The organism is Rhodococcus sp. 4CII, assembly GCF_014256275.1.
Lineage (GTDB): Bacteria > Actinomycetota > Actinomycetes > Mycobacteriales > Mycobacteriaceae > Rhodococcus_F > Rhodococcus_F wratislaviensis_A.
Genome location: NZ_JACCFE010000002.1, coordinates 6,253,200 through 6,274,440 on the forward strand (window position 1 = coordinate 6,253,200; position 21,241 = coordinate 6,274,440).

Consider the following 21,241-nt stretch of genomic DNA (forward strand, 5'->3'; position numbering starts at 1 on the left):
GGCGCCATGGGACGACAGGTTCGTACGAGCGTTGCCACGGTGTCCTTGAGCGGATCGCTGGAGGAGAAGGTCACCGCGATCGCGGCGGCCGGGTTCGACGGATTCGAGGTGTTCGAACCCGATTTCGTGAGCTCGCCGTGGTCGCCGCGTGAGCTTGCCTCCCGCGCAGCGGATCTCGGACTCACCCTCGATCTGTATCAGCCGTTCCGCGACCTCGATTCGGCGGACGACGCGACGTTCGCGCGCAACCTGATCCGTGCCGAGCGCAAGTTCGACATCATGGAGCAGCTCGGCTGCGACACGCTGCTGGTGTGCTCGTCGCCGCTGCCCGAGGCGGTGCGGGACGACGCCCGGCTCACCGAGCAGCTCCACACCCTCGCCGAGCGCGCACACAGCCGGGGGCTCCGCATCGCCTACGAGGCGCTGGCCTGGGGCACGCACGTCAACACGTACCGCCACGCGTGGAAGATCGTGCAGGACGCCGACCATCCCGCGCTCGGCACCTGCCTCGACAGCTTCCACATCCTCTCCCGCGGCGACGACCCGTCCGGGATCCGCGACATCCCCGGGGAGAAGATCTTCTTCCTTCAGCTCGCCGACGCGCCTCGGATGTCGATGGACATCCTGCAGTGGAGCAGGCATCACCGAAATTTCCCGGGGCAGGGCAACTTCGATCTCGCGACATTCGGTGCGCATGTGCAGGCGGCCGGATACACGGGACCGTGGTCGCTCGAGATCTTCAACGACACCTTCCGGCAGTCGTCCACCGGGCGCACGGCCGCCGACGCGCACCGGTCGCTGCTGTACCTCCAGGAGGAGGTCGCGCGCGTGCAGGCCGAGCACGGTGAGGACACCGGTCGCGGTCTGGCGCTGTTCGAGCCGCCGCCGCGCGCGCCGCTCGAGGGCATCGTGTCGCTGCGGCTCGCGGCCGGTCCCGGTAAGGATTCCGACCTCCGGCAAGCGTTGCAGCACATCGGATTCCGTCTGGTGGGCCGGCACCGCAGCCACGACCTCCAGTTGTGGCGCCACGGCCGGATGACCATCGTCGTCGACGCCACCGCCGGCACGGTGTGGACCGCTCCGGGTCTGCCTGCGCACCTCCCCGTGCTCACTCAGATCGGTATCCGGTCGAGCGATCCCGACGCGTGGGGTGAGCGCGCCGCGGCGCTCGAGGTTCCGGTGCACGAGGTCCTGCTGCCCGGTGTGGACACGGCGCCCGAATCGGATGTGGTGCGTCTGAAGATCACCGATGCGACGTCATTGGACCTGCGCGGTCCGGGCAGCGCCGCGTCGTGGCAGTCGGCATTCGAGCTGTATCCGACGGAGTCGCGCTGGCAGGACGAGGTTCCCGTGTTCACCGGTGTCGACCACGTGGCGCTCGCCGTGCCGTCCGATACCTGGGACGGCATCATGCTGCTGCTGCGTTCGGTGTTCGCGATGGCGCCGCACGAGGGCCTCGACGTCACCGACGCGGTCGGAATGATGCGCAGTCAGGCGCTCACGATGGATCAGACCGGCGCCGACGGCGTCGACCGTCCGCTGCGGATCTCCCTCAACATGGTGCCCGGGGCGGTGTCGGGGAACTCCCCCATCGCCGCGGCGCGCCGGGGCGGCATCAGTCACGTCGCGTTCTCGTGCACGGACATCTTCACCGCGGCGGCGACCATGCAGTCCAACGGGTTCGAGCCCCTGGTGATCTCGCCGAACTATTACGACGACCTCGAGGCCCGCTTCGGTCTCTCCCGCGAACTCCTCGACCGGATGAGCGGTTCCGGCATCATGTACGACGCGGACGCCCACGGCGAGTTCTTCCACCTGTTCACCCAGACGGTGGGCGCCGACCTTTTCTTCGAGGTGGTGCAACGCGTGGGCGGCTACGAGGGCTACGGGGACGCGAACTCCGCAATGCGCCTGGCTGCCCAATTGCGGGCGGTCGGCTGAGCAGCCGACCCGATGACAACGGCGCCCGTGCACACTACGAGGTGTGGACGGCGAACGGAACCAAGATCGACCCTGCGGGCCGGCTCCAGTCGCGTGGGGCGCCCGTCCCACAGGGTCAGGGCGGCTACGCGCCTACAGCACCGCTGATCTCGCGCCGTCAGGGCTGGTTGTACGGGGTAACCACCCGGATCGGGGAGGCCGCGGTCGCGACTTCCCCGAGCGCGCCCCGTGCCTGAAGCAGCATGCGGCACGCCAGATGTGCGTCGGCTCGGAGATCGTGGTGCAGCACCGCGGAGAGCGTGCCGGACCGCAGCAGTCGCGTGTTGTCCTCGTCGAGGTCGTGGGCGATGAATACGCGGCAGGTGCGGCCGGTGCGCTCGAACGCGCGGGCCGTGGCCACGTTCCCGCCGCCGATCGAGTAGACGGCGGCGATGTCGGGGTGCCGGTCGAGCGCCGCCAGTACGAGGCTCTCGATGGTCGCGTCGAGTCCGTCGCTCTCCGCGATGTCGATCACCGGGCGGTCGGTTCCGAAGGTCCGCAGCGCGGCGCGGAAGCCCATCTCCCGTTCCTCCTCGCCCCGGAAGGCGTTGCTGCTCAGGGTGATCAGCACGGCGGACGGGGTGTCGCCGAGCCATTGGTCGACAAGATACGCGGCCGTTGCACCCGCGGCCCTGTTGTCGATGCCGACATAGCCGGCGCGGGTGCTTCCCGGCACGTCGGTGGCGTAGGTGACCACCGGTATCCCTGCCGCGGTCAGCCGGTCGATGGCCTCGACGACCTCGACGGAATCGGGGGCCTTCACGATCACGCCCTGCGACCCGCGGAGGGAGATCCGGTCGAGGGTCTCCACCATTGCCGGGATGGACCCGGTCTGCCGAAAATGGAACCGCGACCGCACGACGGCGGGGGCGAGTGCCGGAAGTTCCGCCTCGACGGCCGCGCGGAACGCGGTCGAGAAGCGCTCGGGCGTCTGCATGACGACGTCGACGAGGAATTTCCGTCCGCTCAGCTTCAACTGTGTGCGCTGCTTGTCGAGGTCGAGAATCGCTTGGTGGACTTCGGCTTTCGTCGAGTCTCGCACGCCCGGCCGCTGGTGGAGCACGCGGTCGACCGTCGCCTCGCTGAGTCCCGACTGCTGGGCGATCTCGCGCACTTTGTAGCGGTGCTTCACGGCCGACTCCTGAGGTGAAAATGATGGGTTTCTGGTGTTGTCTGCGGCTCAGATCACCGTAAGACTATCTCCATGACCATGACGACTCTTCCGCCGACCGGACGCCGTGAGTGGATCCGCGACTCGGACTGCGACCTCGACGCCTTCCGGTCGTCCGTCGACCGCGCGACGGATCTCGCCGACTACCCCCTCGCGCATTCCGTGGAACAGAACGTCCTGCTCTACAGCAGCGACGCGCTGGCTCCGCACCTCGCCGACGAGGATTCGCGCCGCACCGTGCAGACCGAACTCGTGCGTGCACTCACCGACGGACCCGGGATCGTGGTGTTCCGCAACGCATTCCGTGACGCATCCGTCCTGGATCGCGCCACGGAACAGTTCGACCTCCTCATCGCCCGGCAGCGCGCGTCCGGAGAGGTGGCGGGCGACCACTTCGGCAAGCCGGGCGCGAACGACCGCATCTGGAACGCTGCCCAGAAGCTGGCGCTGAGTGCCCCCGACGTGTTCGCCGACTACTACGCGAACGACATCCTCGCGCTGATCTGCCAGAGCTGGCTGGGGCCGTTGTATCAGGTGACGTCGCAGGTCAACGTCGTCAATCCCGGCGGCACCGCGCAGGTGCCGCATCGCGACTACCACCTCGGCATCGTTCCCCCGCACGAGCTGACGGCGTACCCGGCGCACCTGCACCGGATGTCGGCGACCCTGACGCTGCAGGGCGCGGTGGCGCATTGCGACATGCCCGTCGCGAGCGGGCCCACTTCGTACCTGCCGTACTCGCACCAGTTCGAGCCGGGGTACGTGGCGTTCTCCCGCCCGGAGTTCGTCGAGTACTTCCGGGACACCCACGTGCAGTTGCCGCTCCGGAAGGGTGACGCGGTGTTCTTCAACCCGGCGCTCTACCACGGGGCGGGCCAGAACCGCTCGGAGCGGATCAGGCGGATGGCCAACCTGCTGCAGGTCTCGTCGCCGTTCGGCAGGGCGATGGAGGTGCTCGACCGGGAGGCCATGTCGAACGCGGTCTACCCGACGTTGCTGGCTCGGCAGAGTGCCGGGGCGATCGAGCGCACTCTTCGCAACGTCGTCGTGGCGACGGCCGAGTGCTACCCGTTCCCCACCAACCTCGACCACGATCAGCCCGTGCACAGTCCGGCGCCGGCCACCCAGGTCGACACCGTGTGGGAAGCGTTGCAGGAGAACGCCGACCCAGCCGTGCTCGCCGCGCGGCTGAGTGCACAGTCGGCACGGCGGCAGCCGTGAGTGTCACTACAACAGCACCGTCCGGTGCGATTGGACGAAATACGACGATGACGATTCGACTCGCAGGTGCGCCCATTTCGTGGGGAGTGAGTGAGGTGGAGGGGTGGGGTCACCAGCTCGATCCCGACCGGGTCCTCGCCGAGATGCGTGCCGCCGGTCTCGCCGCCACCGAACTCGGTCCCGATGGGTTCCTCCCGTCGGATCCGCACGAGCTGACGGACACCCTTGCCGGCTACGACCTGACGGCAGTCGGCGGGTTCGTGCCGGTACTGCTGCACGATCCGGATCACGACGTGCTCGCTGCCACCGGCGGGGCGCTCGACGCGCTCGTCGCGTCGAAGTCGGACGTGATCGTCCTGGCGGCGGTGACGGGAGCCGTCGGCTACGATTCGCGACCGGAGCTCGACGACGTGGGGTGGAAGACGTTGCTGCACAATCTCGATCGTCTGTCGTCCGCCGCCGCCGACCGGGGCCTCCGCGCGGTGATCCACCCGCACGTGGGGACGATGATCGAGAACCGCGCCGAGGTGGACCGCATTCTCGACGGATCGTCGATCCCGCTGTGCCTGGACACCGGGCATCTGCTGATCGGTGGCACCGACCCGCTCGACCTCGTCACGTCGGCACCCGAGCGGATCGCCCACGCGCACCTCAAGGACGTCGACGCGGCGCTCCTCGGACGGGTCCGGGCCGGTGAGCTCACCTACACCGAGGCCGTCGCGCGGGGGATGTACACGCCTCTCGGCACCGGAGACGTCGACATCGCCGGGGTGGTCGCGCGGTTGCAGAAGCAGGGCTACGACGGCTGGTACGTCCTCGAACAGGACACGATCCTTCAATCCGCGCCCGCGGACGAGGGCCCCGTCCGCGACGTCGTCCGGAGCGTCGAATACCTGCAGAGCATCGTGCAGTGAGACCGTTGCGGATCGGCGTGCTCGGTGCGTCGCGCATTGCGAAGGCGGCGATCGTCGGACCGGCCGCGGAATCGGGACACCGGCTCGTCGCGGTCGCCGCCCGGGACCGCGGCCGGGCCGAGGTGTTCGCGGCGACGTACGGCGTCGAGCGGGTCCACGACTCGTATGCGGACGTGATCGCCGACCCGGACGTCGACCTCGTCTACAACCCGCTGGCGAACGCGCTGCACGCCCCGTGGAATCTGGCCGCGGTGCAGGCCGGCAAACCGGTGCTGACCGAGAAGCCGTTCGCCCGCAACGCCGCCGAGGCGGAGAGCGTCCTGACGGCAGCGCGGTCTGCCGGCGTCACGGTGACCGAGGGATTCCATTACCTGTTCCACCCCGTCACGCGCCGGATGCAGGCGTTGCGCGCCGGCGGAACCCTCGGGCGGTTGCGGCGTGTCGAGGTCGTCATGCGGATGCCCGAGCCGAAGCCGGACGATCCCCGGTGGTCGCTCGAACTCGCCGGCGGCGCGGTGATGGACCTCGGATGCTACGGACTGCATGTCCACCGATTGCTGGCGTCGCCGAACGACGGCCCACCGTGGGTGGTCGCCGCCCGCGCATCCGAGCGGTCGCCGGGCATCGACGAGTGGTGCGACATCGACCTCGCGTATCCCGGCGGTGCCACCGGGTCGAGCATCAACTCCATGATCGCGGACGAGTTCGAGTTCACGTTGCGGATCGTCGGCGAGCGGGGAGAAGCCCTCGCGCACAACTTCATCAAACCGAGCGAGGACGATCGGGTGACCGTGACCACTAGTGCCGGTTCGGTGGTCGAGCATCTCGGCACGCGAACGTCGTACGCGTACCAGCTCGACGCCGTGGCCGAGCACGTGCTGCAGGGAGCGGCGCTGCCGATGAGCGTCGGCGACTCGCTGGCGAACATGACGATGATCGACGACGCGTACCGGGCGGCCGGGTTGCCGCTGCGCTGATACCGGAGCCCGCCGGCGCGGCTACGCGCGGGCCGGACCGGTGGTGCCGCGCACCACCAGACGGGGCTCGATCACGAAATCCTGGGGGTCGAGGTCGTCGTCCTCGAGTCGGCCCACGGCGAACTGCACGGCGTGCCGCGCCAACCCGGCGGTGTCCTGCCGCACCGTGGTGAGGTCGATCCGCGACAACTGTGCCAGGTGGCCGTCGTCGTACCCGACGATCGAGATGTCGCCCGGCACGTCGACGTGGGCACGGGTGAACACGTCCAGGAGGCCGATGGCGCACCGGTCGTTGCCCGCGAGCACGGCAGTGGGCAGGCGGTCCTCGGACAACAGGGTGTTCGCGGCGGCGACACCGGCCTCCTCGGTGTGCCGACCGGGGACCACGCGGATGTGGTCGGCGAGATCGTGCTTGCGCATCGCCGCGAGGTAGGCGCGACGACGCTCGGGTGATCCCGGGTCGGCGCCGCCGTCGACGTGGACGATCTCGCGATGCCCGAGGTCCACCAGGTGGTCCACGGACTGCCGGATCCCTTTGGCGTCCGCGGTCCGCACGGTGTCGACCGCGGTGTGGGGGAGCGCGCGACCGACGACGGTGACGACGGCGCGGTCCGTGAGCGTGCGCAGATACTCCGCATCGGAGTGCGGTCCCAGCAGGATGAGGCCCTCACACCGGTGACTGAGCAGCGCTTCGATCGCCTTGTGCTCGTCCCGGGTGGGTGCGCTCGCGGAGAGCAGTACCTCGTATCCGGTGGCTTCGGCCTCGGCGTAGATGGTGCCGATCAGGTCGGCCTGGAAGGTCTGGTGGACGTCGATGAGCACGCCGAGGGTGCGACTGCGTCCGCGTGCGAGCATGCGGGCTGCCCGGTCGAGCCGGTAGCCGAGTTCGTCCGCGGCCCGCAGGACGCGGTCGCGGGTCTCGTCGGAGGCGCCCGGTTTGTCGCTGAAAATCAGTGACACCAGGGTGCGCGACACACCGGCCCGGGTCGCGACGTCGGCCATCGTGGGCCGCCGATGCAGTCCTGCCGGCAGCCGCTCCGAACCCTCGTGCGACGCGGTTCGCTCGTCGAACATCTCGATCTCCCTCGCTCGTGTCGTCGGGGGCGTGCACTGCACCGTCGCGACCTCGCCCTTGACACTTTCTGTGATTCACCTCATAGTAGAAAACTGAAGCGCGTTAGTGAAGCGCTTCAGTCCAGGAGAGAACGCCTCGTCGGCTGCATCGAGCCGAGCGCATTCGGGCGAGAGCGACACGTCGACCGATCGTCCGTGTCGCGATGCGTGAGCATTCCCAGAAAGGCCACACCTGATGTCGACAACCAGTACACGCGGAAGCGGCGGCGCCGCGCGGAACGAGCGCAGTCACAACCGTTTCCTGACGAAGCTCACCGTCATCTCCACGCTCGGAGGTCTGCTGTTCGGCTACGACACCGGGGTGATCTCCGGGGCGCTGCTCTACATGAAGGACGAGCTGAACCTCAGCGCGGTCGGCGAGGCCACGGTCGTGAGTTCGCTGCTCTTTCCCGGCGCCGCCGTCGGCGCGCTGTTGGGAGGTCGGTTGTCCGACGCACTCGGCCGCAAGCGCACGTTGCTCGTCTGCGCGGGCCTGTTCCTCGTCGGTGCCCTCGGGTGTGCGATGGCCCCCAATGTCGAGGTTATGGTGCTGGCCAGAATCATTCTGGGTTTCGGTGTGGGCGCTGCCGCCGTCACCTGCCCGCTCTACCTGGCGGAGATGGCCCCGGTGGAACGGCGCGGCCGGATGGTGACCATCAACGAACTGATGATCGTCACCGGGCAGATGCTCGCCTTCTCGATCAACGCGCTGCTCGATCACCTCATCGAAGACCCGACGGTGTGGCGGTACATGCTGGCCATCGCCTCGGTCCCTGCCGTTCTGTTGCTGCTCGGCATGCTCGCGCTTCCGGATTCGCCGCGCTGGTACGCGTCGAAGGGCCGGCTCGCCGACACACGCCGCACCCTCGAGATGAGCCGCAGCGAGTCGGAGGCCGCCGACGAGTACGCCAGCATCAGCTTCCACGCCGCCCGCGACAGGAACTCGAAGGTCAGCGGCGCCGTCCACTACCTGCGCGACTACCCCTGGATGCGCCGGATCCTCTGGGTCGGCTGTGGTCTGGCCATCGTGCAGCAGGCAACGGGCATCAACACGGTCAACTACTATGCGCCGACGATCCTCGAGCAGAGCGGGCTGGGCGTCAGTGCGTCCCTCGTGGCCACCATCGCGGTCGGTGTCACCTCGGTGGTCATGACGATTCTCGGAATCGTCCTGCTGGGCTTCGTGAATCGTCGCAAGATGCTGCTCACCGGTTTCATCGGCGTGGCGTCCTCGCAGGCCGCGCTGTCACTCGTGTTCCTGCTGCCCTCCTCCACGGGCCGCAGCTACATCATCCTGGCCGCGATGATGGTGTTCGTTGCCTTCGTCCAGTGCTTCATCGGAACGTGCGTGTGGCTGCTGCTCTCGGAGATCTTCCCGATGGCCATTCGCGGGTTCGCCATGGGCATCGCCGTATTCGTGCTCTGGACGACCAACGCCTTCATCTCCTTCGTCTTCCCGATCCTGAACTCCGTCCTCGGATCCACCGGAACATTCGGCCTGTTCGTTCTCGTCAACCTGATCTCCGTGTACTTCGTCTACCGATTCGTTCCGGAAACCAAGGGGCGCAGCCTCGAAGAGCTGGAAGACCGCCTCGGCGCGGGCGCGCCCGCCACCTCCGCTGCGGGGAGCACCGCCGCGATCGCCACCCACTGAGCGCACGGTTTCTCACACACCGGTACCGCCGCCTTCGGGAGGCGGTACCGGTGGTGGTGCTGTGTGGCACGCGTCCCGTGCAGTTCGTTCAGGTACACGGCGTCCTGCAGGTCGTGGGAGCGCTTGGTGAGTAGTTGGAGGGCACGCGAGTGCCGCGGCGTTCGTCTTCATCGCAGCAGAGATCGTAGAACTCGGTAACCGCCACGACTTGCCGGTACTGAGCTTGCGCCAGCACCGCTTTGCCTGTTCGCAGCCCCTCGATCGCCGCGATCCCGGCGGTATCGCATCCAGTACCGCCGCGCTGGACCTGTTGTCCCCCATAGTCTTCAACCCCCCGGGTATCGAACGTATCTTCGATAATACCTGGGGTCACCGACAAGCGCGGCTCCGCCGCTCGTGAGTACTCAACGAGTCCAGCGACTCCTCATCCACGCACGGGCGCGGAGTGCCTCGCGAGTGTTGCGGCCCCGATTCGCTGGGCGGATTCGCCGAGTTGGGTTTCGCGGATGCGGGCGAGGGGGCGGTGCCCGGAACCGGTCGAGAGGGAGGCGTAGACGTCGCGGGCGTGGTCGAGGAAGAGCGGAGCCGAACCGCTGACGCCGCCGGCGATGACGACGAGGTCGGGGTCGTAGACGTCACCGACCATGGAGAGTCCGACGCCCAGCCAGCGCGCGAATTCTTCCATCGTGCGGATGGCGAGCGGGTCCCCGTCCCGCGCTGCGCTGGCGATACGACGACCGGTGAGCGATCCCGGGTCGCTCGCCACCTCACGGGCGAGGACCGTCGAACTGGTCGGGTCGGCGGCGAGCATTTCGATGGCCGTGTCGACGAGAGCGGTTCCGCTGCAATATCGTTCCCAGCACCCGCGTTTACCGCACGCGCAGGGCCTGCCGCCCGGGACGACCTGGAGATGGCCCAGCTCGGGAGCCACGCCGTGACTGCCTCGGTAGAGCGCGCCGTCGATGAGCAGCGCCGCGCCGATGCCGGTGCCGACCGCGACCATCACGACATTGCGACCGCCGGCGGCAGCGCCGAACCGGTGTTCCGCCCACGCCGCCGCGTTGGCGTCGTGTTCGAGGACCACCGGCAGCCCGAGGCGGTCGCTGAGGTCGTTGGCCACCGGCACGTTCTTCCACGGCAGGTGCGGGGCGAAGCGCACGGTAGTCAGGTCGGGGGTGATGAATCCGGCGACGGCGAGCCCGACCGCGGCGATCTCGTGCCGGGAAGCGAGTTCGCGGACGGCGCGGTCGAGCGCATCCTCGAGGGCTTTCGCCGACTGCGGGGTGGGCGCCTGGACGGAGTCGAGTACCTCGCCGGTGTCGTCGACCACACAGGCCCGGATACTGGTACCACCGACGTCGATACCGACGGTGAGAGCGGAAACATGCACGAAGCCGACGGTACTCACCGTGCCGGGGCCGTCGCCGCCTCGGGTACCACCAGGGAATCTTCCCAGGCATCGAGCCGGTTGATGGCCGTTCTCGCGACCACTTGTTGTTCCGTGACGGCGAGATGCCCTCGTGTCCGGCCGAGGAACGACCAGGTCCAGGACATGGCGGTGGCGAGCCGGCTCTTGAAGCCGACGATGTAGACCAGGTGGATCAGGAGCCACAGCAGCCACGCGAGCAGCCCGGTCAATTGCAGACGGCCCACCTTCGCGACGGCGTGGAAGCGGGAGATCATGGCCATGCTGCCCTTGTCCGTGTACTTGAACGGGGTGCGTTGGGGCTTGTCACGACCCTTCCGGTGGGCGCGCACCTCCGCCGCGATCAGCGACGCGGCGTAGCGGCCGCCCTGAATCGCGACCTGGGCGACGCCGGGAAGCCCGTCCCGGTTCATCATGTCGCCCACGACGAACACGTTGCTGTGGCCGGGCAGCGTCAGGTCGGGCTCGACGAGGACGCGGCCGGCGCGGTCGGTGGCGGCACCGGTCTGCTCGGCCAGTTGCCGGCCCAGTGGGCTGGCGGCGACACCTGCGGACCAGATCTTGCAGGCGGCCTCGATCCGCCGCTCGACGCCGTCCTGGTCGCGGACGGTGAGTCCGTCGTCGTCGACGTCGGTCACCATCGCGCCGAGCTGGATCTCGACTCCGAGTTCGCCCAGCGTGTCTGCGGCAGCGCGGCGCAGTTTCTCGTCGAAGGGCGGGAGTACGGTGGGCGCCGCGTCGAGCAGGATGATGCGCGCGTCACGGGGATCGATGGTGCGGTAGGCGCCGGCGAGCGTGCGGTGGGCCAGTTGGGCGATCTCACCCGCCATCTCGACTCCGGTGGGCCCTGCCCCGACCACGACGAACGTCAGGAGTCGTGCCCGCTCGGCGGGGTCGCTGCACACCTCGGCGCTTTCGAACGCGCCCAGGATGCGGCCGCGCAGCTCGAGGGCGTCGTCGATCGTCTTCATGCCGGGTGCGTGCTCGGCGAAATGGTCGTTGCCGAAATAGGATTGGCGTGCGCCGGCCGACACGACGAGACTGTCGTACTCGGTGACGGTGGTGCGGCCGCGGTGCGTCGACGTGACGGTCCGGTCGGCGACATCGATCTTCTCGACTCCACCGATCAGGACGGACGCGTTCTGCTGGTCTTCGAGGACGAGCCGGGTCGCGGGAGCGATCTCGCCCTCCGACAGGATTCCCGTCGCCACCTGGTACAGCAACGGCTGGAACAGGTGATGCGTCGTGCGATCGATCAGAGTGACATCGACGTCCGACCGTCTCAGGGCCTTGGTGGCGAAGAGACCGCCGAATCCCGATCCGATGACCACGACCCGATGGCGCTGGGCGAGAGAGGTGTCGCTCATGAAGTTCCTTTCGATCGAACGAACTCCGCGCCGGACCGCGGACGGTCCGGCGCGGAGAAGAAGTACTTACGCGTTCTGGGGGAATCCGAGGTTGAGGCCGCCGTGGCTGGGGTCGAGCCAGCGGGTGGTGACGACCTTGCCGCGGGTGAAGAAGTGCACACCCTCGGTGCCATGGGCGTGGGTGTCGCCGAACAGGGAGTTCTTCCAGCCACCGAAGGAGTAGTAGGCCATGGGGACGGGGATCGGGACGTTGATGCCGACCATCCCGACCTCGACCTCGTTCTGGAACCGGCGGGCCGCGCCGCCGTCGTTGGTGAAGATGGCGGTGCCGTTGCCGAACTGGCTGGAGTTCACCAGTTCCAGGGCCTCGTCGTACGACTCCACCCGGATCACGGACAGGACGGGTCCGAAGATTTCGTCGGTGTACACGCTCATGTCGGTGGTGACGTGGTCGATCAGGGTCGGTCCGAGCCAGAACCCGTCCGCCCCGCCGTCGGCCTGCACGGTGCGCCCGTCCACGACGATCGTCGCGCCGGCGGCTTCGCCGGCGTCGATGTAGGAGGCGACCTTGTCGCGGTGCACCTTCGTCACCAACGGTCCCATGTCCGAATCCTTGGTGCCGTCGCCGATCTTCAACGTGTCGGTGCGCTCCTTGATCTTGGCGACGAGTTCGTCGGCGATGTCGCCGACCGCGACCAGTGCGGAGATGGCCATGCAGCGTTCCCCGGCGGATCCGAAGCCGGCGTTGACCATGGCGTCGGCGGCCAGATCCAGGTCGGCGTCCGGCAGGACGATGGCGTGGTTCTTCGCCCCGCCCAGGGCCTGGACGCGTTTGCCGTGGGCGGTGCCGGTGGCGTACACGTACTGTGCGATCGGGGTGGACCCGACGAAGGAGATGGCCTTGATGGCCGGGTGGGTGAGCAGTTCGTCGACGGCGGTCTTGTCGCCTTGGAGGACGTTGAACACCCCGGCGGGCAGGCCGGCCTCGGCCCAGAGTTCGGCCATCCAGAGCGCGGCGGTGGGGTCCTTCTCGGACGGCTTGAGCACGACGGTGTTGCCGGCGGCGATGGCGACGGGGAAGAACCACATCGGGACCATCGCGGGGAAGTTGAACGGGGAGATGATCCCGACCGGCCCGACCGGCTGGCGGATCGAATGCACGTCCACGTTGGTGGACGCGTTCTCGGTCATGCCGCCCTTGAGCAGGTGCGCGATGCCGCACGCGAATTCGACGACCTCCTGACCGCGGGACACCTCGCCCAACGCGTCGGAGACGACCTTGCCGTGCTCGGAGGTGATGATCTCCGCCAACTCGCCCTTGCGCTCGTTGAGCAGTTCCCGGAACTTGAAGATCACCTGGGTGCGCTTGGCGAGGGAGGTGTCCCGCCAGGCGGGGAACGCGGCGGCGGCGGCGTCGATCACCGCGCGGGCGTCCTCGACGCTGGCGAGCGCGACCTGACCGGTGACCTCACCGGTGGCGGGGTTGGTGACGGGTGCGGTGTTGCCGCTGGTCCCGGTGAAGCCCTTACCGTCGGACCAGTGGGCGATCTCGCGAGTGATGTTGGTGCTCATGTGTTGTCCTTTCACCGCGTGCGCGCGATGTAATCCTTCATGGTCTTCAGTTGGTAGCGGGAGACGTCGTGCGCGTTCTCGTCCTCGGCGAAGACGCTGGACACCATCACGGTGTCGGGTTTGTCGTAGAAGCCGAGTTCGGACAGTCCACCGAAGAACTCGTCCCAATCGAGGTCGCCGTCACCGATCTTGAGGTGCTGGTGCACGCGAACGGCATTGCCGGGCGGATTGGTGATGTACCGCAGTCCGTGCGAGCGGTGGTGATCCATCGTGTCCGCGACGTGGACGAGTCGCAGCATGTCGCCGGCCGCGCGCATGATCTCGAGCATGCCCGCTCCCATGTGGTACGAGTGGCACGCGACGTATACCAGTCCGAAGTTCTTCGAGTTGATGCCGCGGATCATGCGGATGGCGTCGAGGCCGTTCTCCACGAAATCGTCCGGGTGCGGATCGATGCGGACGTCGATTCCCTCACGCTCGATGATCGGGACGAGTTCCTCCATCGACCGGTAGAAGGCGCGCTCCGATTCCTCGGCCTTCTCCGGGCGACCGCTGAACTCGGTGTTCATCACGTTGACGCCGAGGTCGACGGTGATCTGGATGGCGCGCTTCCAGTACCGCACGGCTGCCTCGCGGGCGTCCTCGTCCGGGCCGGACCACCGCAGCACCGGCAGCACCGACGCGATCCCGACGCCGGCGTCGCTGCACGCCTTCCGGAACTGCCGGACCAGTTCGTCGTCCGCCTTCGGGTGGTTGAAGAACGGGATCATGTCGCGATGCGGCGTGAGCTGCAGGTGTTCGAAGCCGAGTTCCGCGACCACGGCCGGCAATTCGAGAAGGGAGTGGTCGTGGTGGAACGGAGTGGGGTCGAGTGCAATCTTCATGGTGATCAGGCCCTCTGTCCGGCGGGTCGCTCCGCAGGCTCCGCTCCCGGAATGGAGGAACGGTCGACCATGTCGACGGTCACGCGTTCGCCGGTCTCGAGCGACTTCACGCCGGCTGCGCACACGGCGGCGGCGGCGTAGCCGTCCCACGCACCGGGTCCGTCGATGAAGATGCCGGTCTCGGCGCTCGTGCGGACGGCGTTCACCCAGCGCTGGATCTCGGTGTCGTAGGCCTGGCCGAAGCGCTCCTTGAACGACGGCGTGATCTCGCCGCCCCACATTCCGGCGCCGGATCGGCCGCTGCCTGCCCCGGTGCCGTATTTGCGTACCAGTCCGACGTCGAGACCGATGAATGCCGACCCCTTCTCGGCGACGATCTCGGTACGCACCTCGTACGCGACGCCGGTGGTGACGAACACCTCGGCGTCCACATGGCGTCCGGACTCGGTGGTGAAGTAGGCAATCTGAGGGTCCTGCAATCCTTCGGGCGCACCGGGGTTCGCGGCGGGCCGGATGATGTGGACCGACGTGATCTCCTCGTCGAACAGGAAGCGGGTCACGTCCACCTCGTGGACGAGCGAGTCCTTGACGATCATCGAGCTGTCGAAGCCGGGAGGCACGACCGGGTTGCGGTGCACACAGTGAGCCAGGAGCACCCGTCCGAAGGCGCCGTCGTCGATGAGCGTCTTCAGCTGCTCGTACTCGTGGTCGAAGCGTCGCATGAACCCGACCTGGATCAGCTTCTTGCCGAGTTCGGCTTCCCGCTTGACGATCTCGAGGGAGGTGGCGACGTCGGTGGTGAGCGGCTTCTCGCACATCACCGGCTTGCCGTGCTCGAGGCAGGCGAGAAGCTGTTTCTCGTGTGTCGGGCCGGGGGTGGCCAGGACGACGGCGTCGACGTCCGGGTCGGCGATCGCATCGAGCGGGTCGGTGACCACGCGACATCCGGGGATGCCGGACGCGATCTCTTCGGCCTTCTCGGTGAAGTAGTCGTTGACCACGGCGACGGTCGCGCCCTTGATGCGGTCGGTGATCCGCGCCACATGGTCGGCGCCCATCATTCCGACACCCAGGACGGCGACGCGCAGTTCGTTGCTCTCGGACATGGCTGGCTAGCTCCTGACGGGGTCGGTTAGACGAACTTGACGGACGGGATCCCGCAGGATCCCAGGTACTTACGAGTGCGCTGGGCGATCGGCAGAGGAACGTCCACGGCGCAGGGGTAGAGATCCTGCTCGACGATCGCGAACACGTCGATGTCGAGCTTCTCGATCGCGGCGAGCAGCGGCGGCAGGTCGGGGATGCCGAGCGGGGGCTCGATCATCGCGCCGAGCTTGACGGCCTCGCCGAACGGCAGGTCCTCGGCCTCGACCTTGGCGCGGACCTCCGGATCGACCTGCTTGAGGTGCAGGTAGCCGATCCGCTCGGGTGCGCGTTCGATGATCGCGAGGTTGTCGCCGCCGCAGTAGCTGATGTGGCCCGTGTCGAGGCACAGGTTCACGTACTCGCTGTCGGTGCCGTCGAGGAAGCGGTACACGTTCTCCTCGGTGTCGACGTGGCTGTCCGCGTGCGGGTGGTATTGCGCCTTCACGCCATACTGCTCGAACATCTTCTTGCCCAGCTCGTTCATGCCGCCGGTCTTCTTCTTCCACTGCTCCGCAGTGAGATTGCGGTCTTCGAGTACCTCGCCGGTGCCCGGGTCGCGCCACATCTCCGGGATCACGACGACGTGCTTGCCGCCGACGGCGGCGGTGAGTTTCGCGACATCCTCGATCTGGGTCCACACGGCGTCCCAGGAGTTGTCCTGGTGCAGGTGCTCGAACACGGTGCCTGCCGACAGCTTCAGATTGTGGGCCGCGAGTTCGTCACGGAGCTGCTGCGGGTCGGTGGGCAGGTAGCCGTACGGCCCGAGCTCGATCCATTCGTAACCGGATGCGGACACCTCGTCGAGGAACCGGCCGTACGAGGTCTGCTGCGGGTCTTCCGGGAACCACACGCCCCAGGAATCGGGGGCCGATCCGACGCGAATGACGCTCATCGGGAAATCCTTTCGAAAGTTCTGCGGGGGAGGGGTCAGTTGCCGGACGGGCGGAGGAACGGACGCTGGATCTTCTTCCACTGCGCGTACGTCTCGTAGGCGGTCCGGGTCGATTCGAGGGTGCTGGTCGAGCTGACCGGCACGTCCCACCAGGATTCGCTGTCGGGTGCGGCGATCCGCGGGTCCGTCTCGACGTGGATGACGGTGGTGTTGTCGCCGGCCTTGGCCACCTTGACGGCGTCGGCGAACTCGGCGGCCGTGTTCGCACGGATCACGTCGGCGCCGAGGCTCGCGGCGTTGGCCGCCAGATCGACGGGCAGGATGTCGCCGTCCAGCCGGCCGGTATCGCCCCGGTACCGGTAGTCGGTGCCGAAACGCTGGGAACCCAGCGACTCCGACAGCGATCCGATGGAGGCGAAGCCGTGATTCTGCACGAGGACCACGATGACTTTGACGTTCTCCTGCACGGCCGTGACGAGTTCGGTGGCCATCATCAGGTACGAACCGTCGCCGACCATGATGAACACGTCGCGGTCGGGGCATGCCATCTTGGCGCCGATGCCGCCCGCGATCTCGTAACCCATGCAGGAGTAGCCGTATTCGACGTGGTAGCCCTTGGCGTCGCGGGTGCGCCACAGCTTGTGCAGATCGCCGGGCATCGAACCCGCGGCGCAGACCACCACGTCGCGCGGATCCGACAGCGTGTTGGCGAGACCGATGACCTGGTTCTGGTTCAGTCCGAGCGAGTCGTCGTCGATTTTGTAGACCGAGTCGACGGTCGACTCCCACTGCGCCGCCAGTTCTTCGGTGCGCGAACGGTACTCGTCCGAGACGCGGTAGTCGCCCAGTACGTCGGCGAGGGCCTCGAGTGTCTCGCGGGCATCCGCGACGACGCTGACGCCGCCCTGCTTCACCGAGTCGATCGACGCCACGTTGACGTTGACGAACCGCACGTCGGGGTTGTTGAAAGCAGTGCGCGACGCGGTGGTGAAGTCGCTGTAGCGGGTGCCGATGCCGATGATCACATCGGCCTCGGTGGCGAGAGCGTTCGCCGCGGTCGTGCCCGTCGAGCCGATCGCCCCGACCGACTGCGGGTGGTCGTACGGCAGTGAACCCTTGCCTGCCTGACTCTGGCCGACCGGAATGCCGGTCGACTCGGCGAACGAGGCCAGTGCCTCGGTGGCGCCGGAGTAGATGAGGCCACCGCCCGCGACGATCAGCGGCTTCTTCGCCGACCGGATGACGTCCGCGGCCCGCGCGATCACGGACTTCTCGGGGAGCGGCCGGGCGACGTGCCATGTGCGCTCGGCGAACATCGACTCCGGCCAGTCGAACGCCTCCGCCTGCACGTCCTGAGGGATGGCGACCGTGGCCGCACCCGTCTCGACGGGGTCGGTCAGCACGCGCATCGCGCCGAGCAGCGCCGACGGCAACTGCTCGGGCCGCCACACGCGGTCGAAGTAGCGCGACAGCGGCTTGAACGCGTCGTTGACGGTGACGTCCCCACTCGACGGCAGTTCGAGTTCCTGCAGCACCGGTGCGCTCGCGCGGGTGGCGAACGTATCGGCGGGCAGCAGCAGGACGGGCAGCCGGTTGATGGTGGCGAGCGCTGCACCGGTCAGCATGTTGGTCGAACCGGGACCGACGCTGGCCGACACGGCCCAGGTCTGCAGGCGATCCTTCTGGCGTGCGTAGGCGACCGCACTGTGCACCATCGCCTGCTCGTTGCGGCCGAGGACGTACGGCAGTTCGGGTTCGGTGCCGGCGTCGACGGCGTCGATCTCGGCCTGCAGCAGAGCCTGGCCGAGTCCGGCAACGTTGCCGTGGCCGAAAATGCCGAAGCAGCCGGCGAAGAACTTGGTTCGTTCGCCGTCCCGCTCGACGTACTGGTTGGCGAGGAATCGGATGGTCGCCTGAGCCACCGTGAGGTGGACGGTGCCCTCGGCGTTGGGGTTCTTGCTCGCCGACATCGGCGCGGTGGACACCACGGTCATGCTCCTTCGGACGGTGCGTGGAGGGGGAGGCGGGGATCGACGGTCTGGTGTTCCCAGCTGCCGCGCAGCCAAGTGTGTGCCGGGTCGTCGCAGATGTTCCAGGCGCGGTCGTCGCCCGGACCGGCCATCACGTTCAGGTAGTACATGTGATGTCCGGGCGCGGCGATCGACGGTCCGTGGTAGCCGTGCGGGACGAGGACCACGTCGCCGGATCGCACTTCCTCGAGCACCTCGATGGGCCGCTCGGGAGTGCCGTACACACGATGGTAGCCGAACCCGGTTCCGCCGAAATCCACTGCCGTGGAGTTGGCTTCGGCGATCTCGAAGTAGTAGATCTCCTCGAGCTGGGATTCGACGTCGCTGTTCTCGTCGTGCTTGTGGCTCGGGTACGACGACCAGTTGCCGCCGGGGGTGATGACCTCGCACGCGATGATCGAATCGGCGTCGAAGCGGTCGGCGGTGCCGAAGTTGTGCACCTGCCGGCTGCAGTTGCCCGCGCCGCGCAGTTCGACGGACACGTCCGCGGCCGGCACGTACCGGAACGGGAACTTCTGCCGGGCGCGGGCGCCGCACAGGGCGAAACGGCCACCGGTCGCGCTCGCCACCGTATACGCCGAATCCCGCCCCACATAGACGAAGTCGCTCGGCCCGTCGAACACTGACCGCCGCCCGGTCAGGACGAACTCGGTGCCCTCACTCGACACGGACGCCGACCCGGCGAGGGGTACGACGACGATCTCGTCGTCACCGGTGGTGAGTTCGGCGGACCCCCCGGGTGCCAGGGTCAGCACCCGCAGGCTCGATTCCGTCCAGCCCGCCGACTCGGGAGTGACCTCGAGGTCGAACGGTCCGGTCGCCCCGGACCCGACCGGTACGTAGTACTTGCTGTTCATCGTGGGCCTCTCCGGCGTGCGTCAGTGAACGAGGGATACGGCGGTGTCGACCGCGGCGGCGACGTCCTCGTCCCGCGGGTACAGCAGGGTGCGTCCGACGATCAGGCCGCGGACCGACGGCAGCGCGAGGGCCTTGCCCCAGCTCGCGAACGTCTCCTCGGGAGCCGTCTGCGGATCTCCGCCGAGCAGCAGCGTGGGCAGCGTCGTCGCGTCCATGACACGTTCCATCTCGTCGACCACCGGAAGCTTCATCCAGGTGTACGCGGACGTGGAGCCCAGGCCCTGGCTGATGTGGATCGACTTGATCACGGCGTCGGCGCTGAGATCGTTCTTGACCTTGCCGTCGACGCGCCGCGACAGGAAAGGTTCCACCATGGCCATCAGCCCCGCCTCGGCCAGTGCGTCGACGGCCTGAGCGCAGGCGGTGAGCGTCGACAGTGTGCCGGGATCGTCGAGGTCGATGCGGCACAGCATCTTTCCGCCGTTCATGCCCGCTTTCGCGGTGCCGGCGGCGGTGTAGCCGGTCATCCGGTCGTCGAGTTCGAAACTCGCGCCCGCCAGGCCACCGCGGTTCATCGAGGAGATGACCACCTTGTCGTCGAGCGCGCCGAGGAGCACCAGGTCGTCGAGGATGTCGGCGGTGGCGAGTACGCCGTCCACGCCGGGATTGCGCAGCGCGGTGCGGAGACGGTCGAGGAGGTCGGTGCGACTGTTCATCGCGGTCGGACGGTCGCCGACCGACAGCGCACCGCGGGCGGGGTGGTCGGCGGCGACGATCATGAGCCGGCCGTTACCGCGCACGGTGGGCCGGGCGATCCGGGTTGCCCAGGCACGGTCGATGGCGGCCGGGTCGTTGGCGCGGACCTCGGTGACGTCGGCGTAGGACGCGCAGACGGCGCGGTGAGCGAGAGTTTCAGACATTGACAGCCTCCGAAGCGGTGGTTTCGGCGAGCTCACGGACCTCGTCGGCCGTCGGCATCGCGGTGGAGCATTCGAGCCGGGAGGCGACGATCGCCCCCGCGGCGTTGGCGTAGCGCAGGATCTTCTCCAGCGGCCACCCGGCCAGCAGTCCGTGGCACAGCGATCCACCGAAGCTGTCGCCGGCGCCGAGCCCGTTGATCACGTCGACGTCGTTCGGGGGCACGGTGATGGACTGGGTGCGGGTCTTGCCGAGCACGCCCTTGGGGCCCTGCTTGACGATGGCCAGTTCGACGCCGAGATCGAGCAGTGCGTCGGCGGCCCTGTGTGCGTTGGTCTCGCCGACCGCGATCTCGCACTCCTCACGGTTGCCGACCGCGACGGTGACGTGCTGGAGGGCGCGCTGCACCTGTGCGGTGGCCTCGGCGGGCGACGCCCAGAACATCGGGCGGTAGTCGAGGTCGAGGACGGTGTGGCTGCGGCGTCCGCGCGCCTCCCAGGCGGTGAAATGCGCACTGCGGCTGGGCTCCTCGGACAATCCGGTGACCGTCGACCAGTAGAGCTTCGCGTCGCGGACCGCGTCGAGATCGATGTCGGCGGGTGCGACCTGAAGGTCGGGGGCGACGGGCTTGCGGTAGAAGTACAGCGGGAAGTCGTCCGGCGGGAAGATCTCACAGAACGTGACCGGCGTCGGGTGGTCGGTATCGATCCCGACATACCGGTTGTCGACGCCGAGCCGGGCGAGTTCGTCGCGGACGTACCGGCCGAACGGGTCGTTGCCGACGCCCGAGACGAGGGCGCTGCGGCAGCCGAGGCGGGCGGCGGCGACCGCGACGTTGGCCGCGCTTCCGCCGAGGAACTTGCCGAACGTCTCGACGTGTTCGAGGCCGACTCCGGTCTGCAATGGGTAGATGTCCACACCGCAGCGCCCGATGGCAAGGACGTCCAATCCGTTCCGGTTGGGTTGCGTCTGGTTGGTGGTCAAGGCTGACTCCCGAATAGGTCGTTGTGGGTGGTCTGCGCAGGGCGCCGAGGTCTGATTGAAACTGTGCTCCACATCACCGGCTCCTGTCAAGACTTTGTCCTGACATTATTACTTGAAGTCAATCTGGTGTTAGT

The 21,241-nt window shown here is 67.8% G+C and carries 17 protein-coding genes; 5 read left to right on the forward strand and 12 right to left on the reverse strand.

Annotated features, from left to right (window positions below; genetic code table 11):
- Positions 1-6 precede the first annotated feature (6 nt).
- On the forward strand, positions 7-1,941 hold the full coding sequence (locus tag H0B43_RS29735; RefSeq protein WP_185724664.1) for a bifunctional sugar phosphate isomerase/epimerase/4-hydroxyphenylpyruvate dioxygenase family protein: 1,935 nt from the start codon (positions 7-9) through the stop codon (positions 1,939-1,941).
- Positions 1,942-2,098: 157 nt separating this feature from the next.
- On the opposite strand, the gene H0B43_RS29740 is transcribed toward H0B43_RS29735, so the two are convergent.
- Positions 2,099-3,112 (reverse strand): LacI family DNA-binding transcriptional regulator, encoded by a 1,014-nt coding sequence (locus H0B43_RS29740; protein ID WP_185724663.1) that lies wholly within the window; start codon positions 3,110-3,112, stop codon positions 2,099-2,101.
- A 72-nt stretch (positions 3,113-3,184) separates the two neighbouring features.
- Here H0B43_RS29740 and H0B43_RS29745 point away from each other — a divergent pair, with 72 nt between their 5' ends.
- From H0B43_RS29745 to H0B43_RS29755, 3 genes are read left to right on the forward strand one after another with little or no spacing between them, the layout of a single operon-like run.
- On the forward strand, positions 3,185-4,372 hold the full coding sequence (locus H0B43_RS29745; protein WP_185724662.1) for a phytanoyl-CoA dioxygenase family protein: 1,188 nt from the start codon (positions 3,185-3,187) through the stop codon (positions 4,370-4,372).
- Positions 4,373-4,419: 47 nt separating this feature from the next.
- A complete protein-coding gene (locus H0B43_RS29750) occupies positions 4,420-5,286 on the forward strand; it encodes a sugar phosphate isomerase/epimerase (RefSeq protein WP_185724661.1) in 867 nt (288 codons plus the stop codon).
- Positions 5,283-6,263: a Gfo/Idh/MocA family protein gene (locus tag H0B43_RS29755; protein ID WP_185724660.1), complete on the forward strand. Its 981-nt coding sequence runs from the start codon at positions 5,283-5,285 to the stop codon at positions 6,261-6,263. The genes H0B43_RS29750 and H0B43_RS29755 overlap by 4 nt, the downstream gene beginning before the upstream one ends.
- Before the next feature lie 21 nt (positions 6,264-6,284).
- Here H0B43_RS29755 and H0B43_RS29760 read toward each other — a convergent pair whose 3' ends face one another.
- Positions 6,285-7,337 carry a LacI family DNA-binding transcriptional regulator gene (locus tag H0B43_RS29760; protein ID WP_185724659.1) on the reverse strand — a complete coding sequence of 351 codons (1,053 nt, stop codon included), beginning with the start codon at positions 7,335-7,337 and terminating at the stop codon, positions 6,285-6,287.
- Positions 7,338-7,572: 235 nt separating this feature from the next.
- Between H0B43_RS29760 and H0B43_RS29765 the strand changes: the two genes are divergently transcribed.
- A complete protein-coding gene (locus tag H0B43_RS29765) occupies positions 7,573-9,030 on the forward strand; it encodes a sugar porter family MFS transporter (RefSeq protein WP_185724658.1) in 1,458 nt (485 codons plus the stop codon).
- A gap of 424 nt (positions 9,031-9,454) precedes the next feature.
- Here H0B43_RS29765 and H0B43_RS29770 read toward each other — a convergent pair whose 3' ends face one another.
- From H0B43_RS29770 to iolC, 10 genes are all read right to left on the reverse strand, one after another.
- Complete coding sequence (locus H0B43_RS29770) at positions 9,455-10,438, reverse strand: ROK family protein (RefSeq protein ID WP_185724657.1); 984 nt, start codon at positions 10,436-10,438, stop codon at positions 9,455-9,457.
- Positions 10,435-11,823 carry an NAD(P)/FAD-dependent oxidoreductase gene (locus H0B43_RS29775; RefSeq protein ID WP_185724656.1) on the reverse strand — a complete coding sequence of 463 codons (1,389 nt, stop codon included), beginning with the start codon at positions 11,821-11,823 and terminating at the stop codon, positions 10,435-10,437. The genes H0B43_RS29770 and H0B43_RS29775 overlap by 4 nt, the downstream gene beginning before the upstream one ends.
- Positions 11,824-11,889: 66 nt before the next feature.
- Positions 11,890-13,395 (reverse strand): CoA-acylating methylmalonate-semialdehyde dehydrogenase, encoded by a 1,506-nt coding sequence (locus H0B43_RS29780; protein WP_185724655.1) that lies wholly within the window; start codon positions 13,393-13,395, stop codon positions 11,890-11,892.
- A gap of 11 nt (positions 13,396-13,406) precedes the next feature.
- A complete protein-coding gene (locus H0B43_RS29785) occupies positions 13,407-14,279 on the reverse strand; it encodes a sugar phosphate isomerase/epimerase family protein (protein WP_185724654.1) in 873 nt (290 codons plus the stop codon).
- 5 nt (positions 14,280-14,284) lie between these two features.
- Entirely contained in the window at positions 14,285-15,385 is a 1,101-nt protein-coding gene (locus tag H0B43_RS29790; RefSeq protein ID WP_185724653.1) for a Gfo/Idh/MocA family protein, read from the reverse strand.
- 26 nt (positions 15,386-15,411) lie between these two features.
- Complete coding sequence (locus tag H0B43_RS29795; RefSeq protein WP_185724652.1) at positions 15,412-16,317, reverse strand: sugar phosphate isomerase/epimerase; 906 nt, start codon at positions 16,315-16,317, stop codon at positions 15,412-15,414.
- Positions 16,318-16,352: 35 nt separating this feature from the next.
- Positions 16,353-18,311: a 3D-(3,5/4)-trihydroxycyclohexane-1,2-dione acylhydrolase (decyclizing) gene (iolD, locus tag H0B43_RS29800; RefSeq protein ID WP_185724651.1), complete on the reverse strand. Its 1,959-nt coding sequence runs from the start codon at positions 18,309-18,311 to the stop codon at positions 16,353-16,355.
- Positions 18,308-19,204 carry a 5-deoxy-glucuronate isomerase gene (gene iolB / locus H0B43_RS29805; protein ID WP_185724650.1) on the reverse strand — a complete coding sequence of 299 codons (897 nt, stop codon included), beginning with the start codon at positions 19,202-19,204 and terminating at the stop codon, positions 18,308-18,310. The genes iolD and iolB overlap by 4 nt, the downstream gene beginning before the upstream one ends.
- A 21-nt stretch (positions 19,205-19,225) precedes the next feature.
- A complete protein-coding gene (locus tag H0B43_RS29810) occupies positions 19,226-20,125 on the reverse strand; it encodes an aldolase (protein WP_185724649.1) in 900 nt (299 codons plus the stop codon).
- Complete coding sequence (iolC, locus tag H0B43_RS29815; RefSeq protein ID WP_185724648.1) at positions 20,118-21,107, reverse strand: 5-dehydro-2-deoxygluconokinase; 990 nt, start codon at positions 21,105-21,107, stop codon at positions 20,118-20,120. The genes H0B43_RS29810 and iolC overlap by 8 nt, the downstream gene beginning before the upstream one ends.
- Positions 21,108-21,241: the final 134 nt, after the last annotated feature.

Coding starts and splice junctions, on each gene's coding strand:
- iolB (WP_185724650.1), bottom strand. CDS start 19,204: ATGAACAGCAAGTACTACGTACCGGTCGGGTCCGGGGCGACCGGACCG.
- H0B43_RS29735 (WP_185724664.1), top strand. CDS start 7: ATGGGACGACAGGTTCGTACGAGCGTTGCCACGGTGTCCTTGAGCGGA.
- H0B43_RS29785 (WP_185724654.1), bottom strand. CDS start 14,279: ATGAAGATTGCACTCGACCCCACTCCGTTCCACCACGACCACTCCCTT.
- H0B43_RS29775 (WP_185724656.1), bottom strand. CDS start 11,823: ATGAGCGACACCTCTCTCGCCCAGCGCCATCGGGTCGTGGTCATCGGA.
- H0B43_RS29760 (WP_185724659.1), bottom strand. CDS start 7,337: ATGTTCGACGAGCGAACCGCGTCGCACGAGGGTTCGGAGCGGCTGCCG.
- H0B43_RS29780 (WP_185724655.1), bottom strand. CDS start 13,395: ATGAGCACCAACATCACTCGCGAGATCGCCCACTGGTCCGACGGTAAG.
- H0B43_RS29765 (WP_185724658.1), top strand. CDS start 7,573: ATGTCGACAACCAGTACACGCGGAAGCGGCGGCGCCGCGCGGAACGAG.
- H0B43_RS29810 (WP_185724649.1), bottom strand. CDS start 20,125: ATGTCTGAAACTCTCGCTCACCGCGCCGTCTGCGCGTCCTACGCCGAC.
- H0B43_RS29745 (WP_185724662.1), top strand. CDS start 3,185: ATGACCATGACGACTCTTCCGCCGACCGGACGCCGTGAGTGGATCCGC.
- iolD (WP_185724651.1), bottom strand. CDS start 18,311: ATGACCGTGGTGTCCACCGCGCCGATGTCGGCGAGCAAGAACCCCAAC.
- H0B43_RS29790 (WP_185724653.1), bottom strand. CDS start 15,385: ATGTCCGAGAGCAACGAACTGCGCGTCGCCGTCCTGGGTGTCGGAATG.
- H0B43_RS29750 (WP_185724661.1), top strand. CDS start 4,420: ATGACGATTCGACTCGCAGGTGCGCCCATTTCGTGGGGAGTGAGTGAG.
- H0B43_RS29795 (WP_185724652.1), bottom strand. CDS start 16,317: ATGAGCGTCATTCGCGTCGGATCGGCCCCCGATTCCTGGGGCGTGTGG.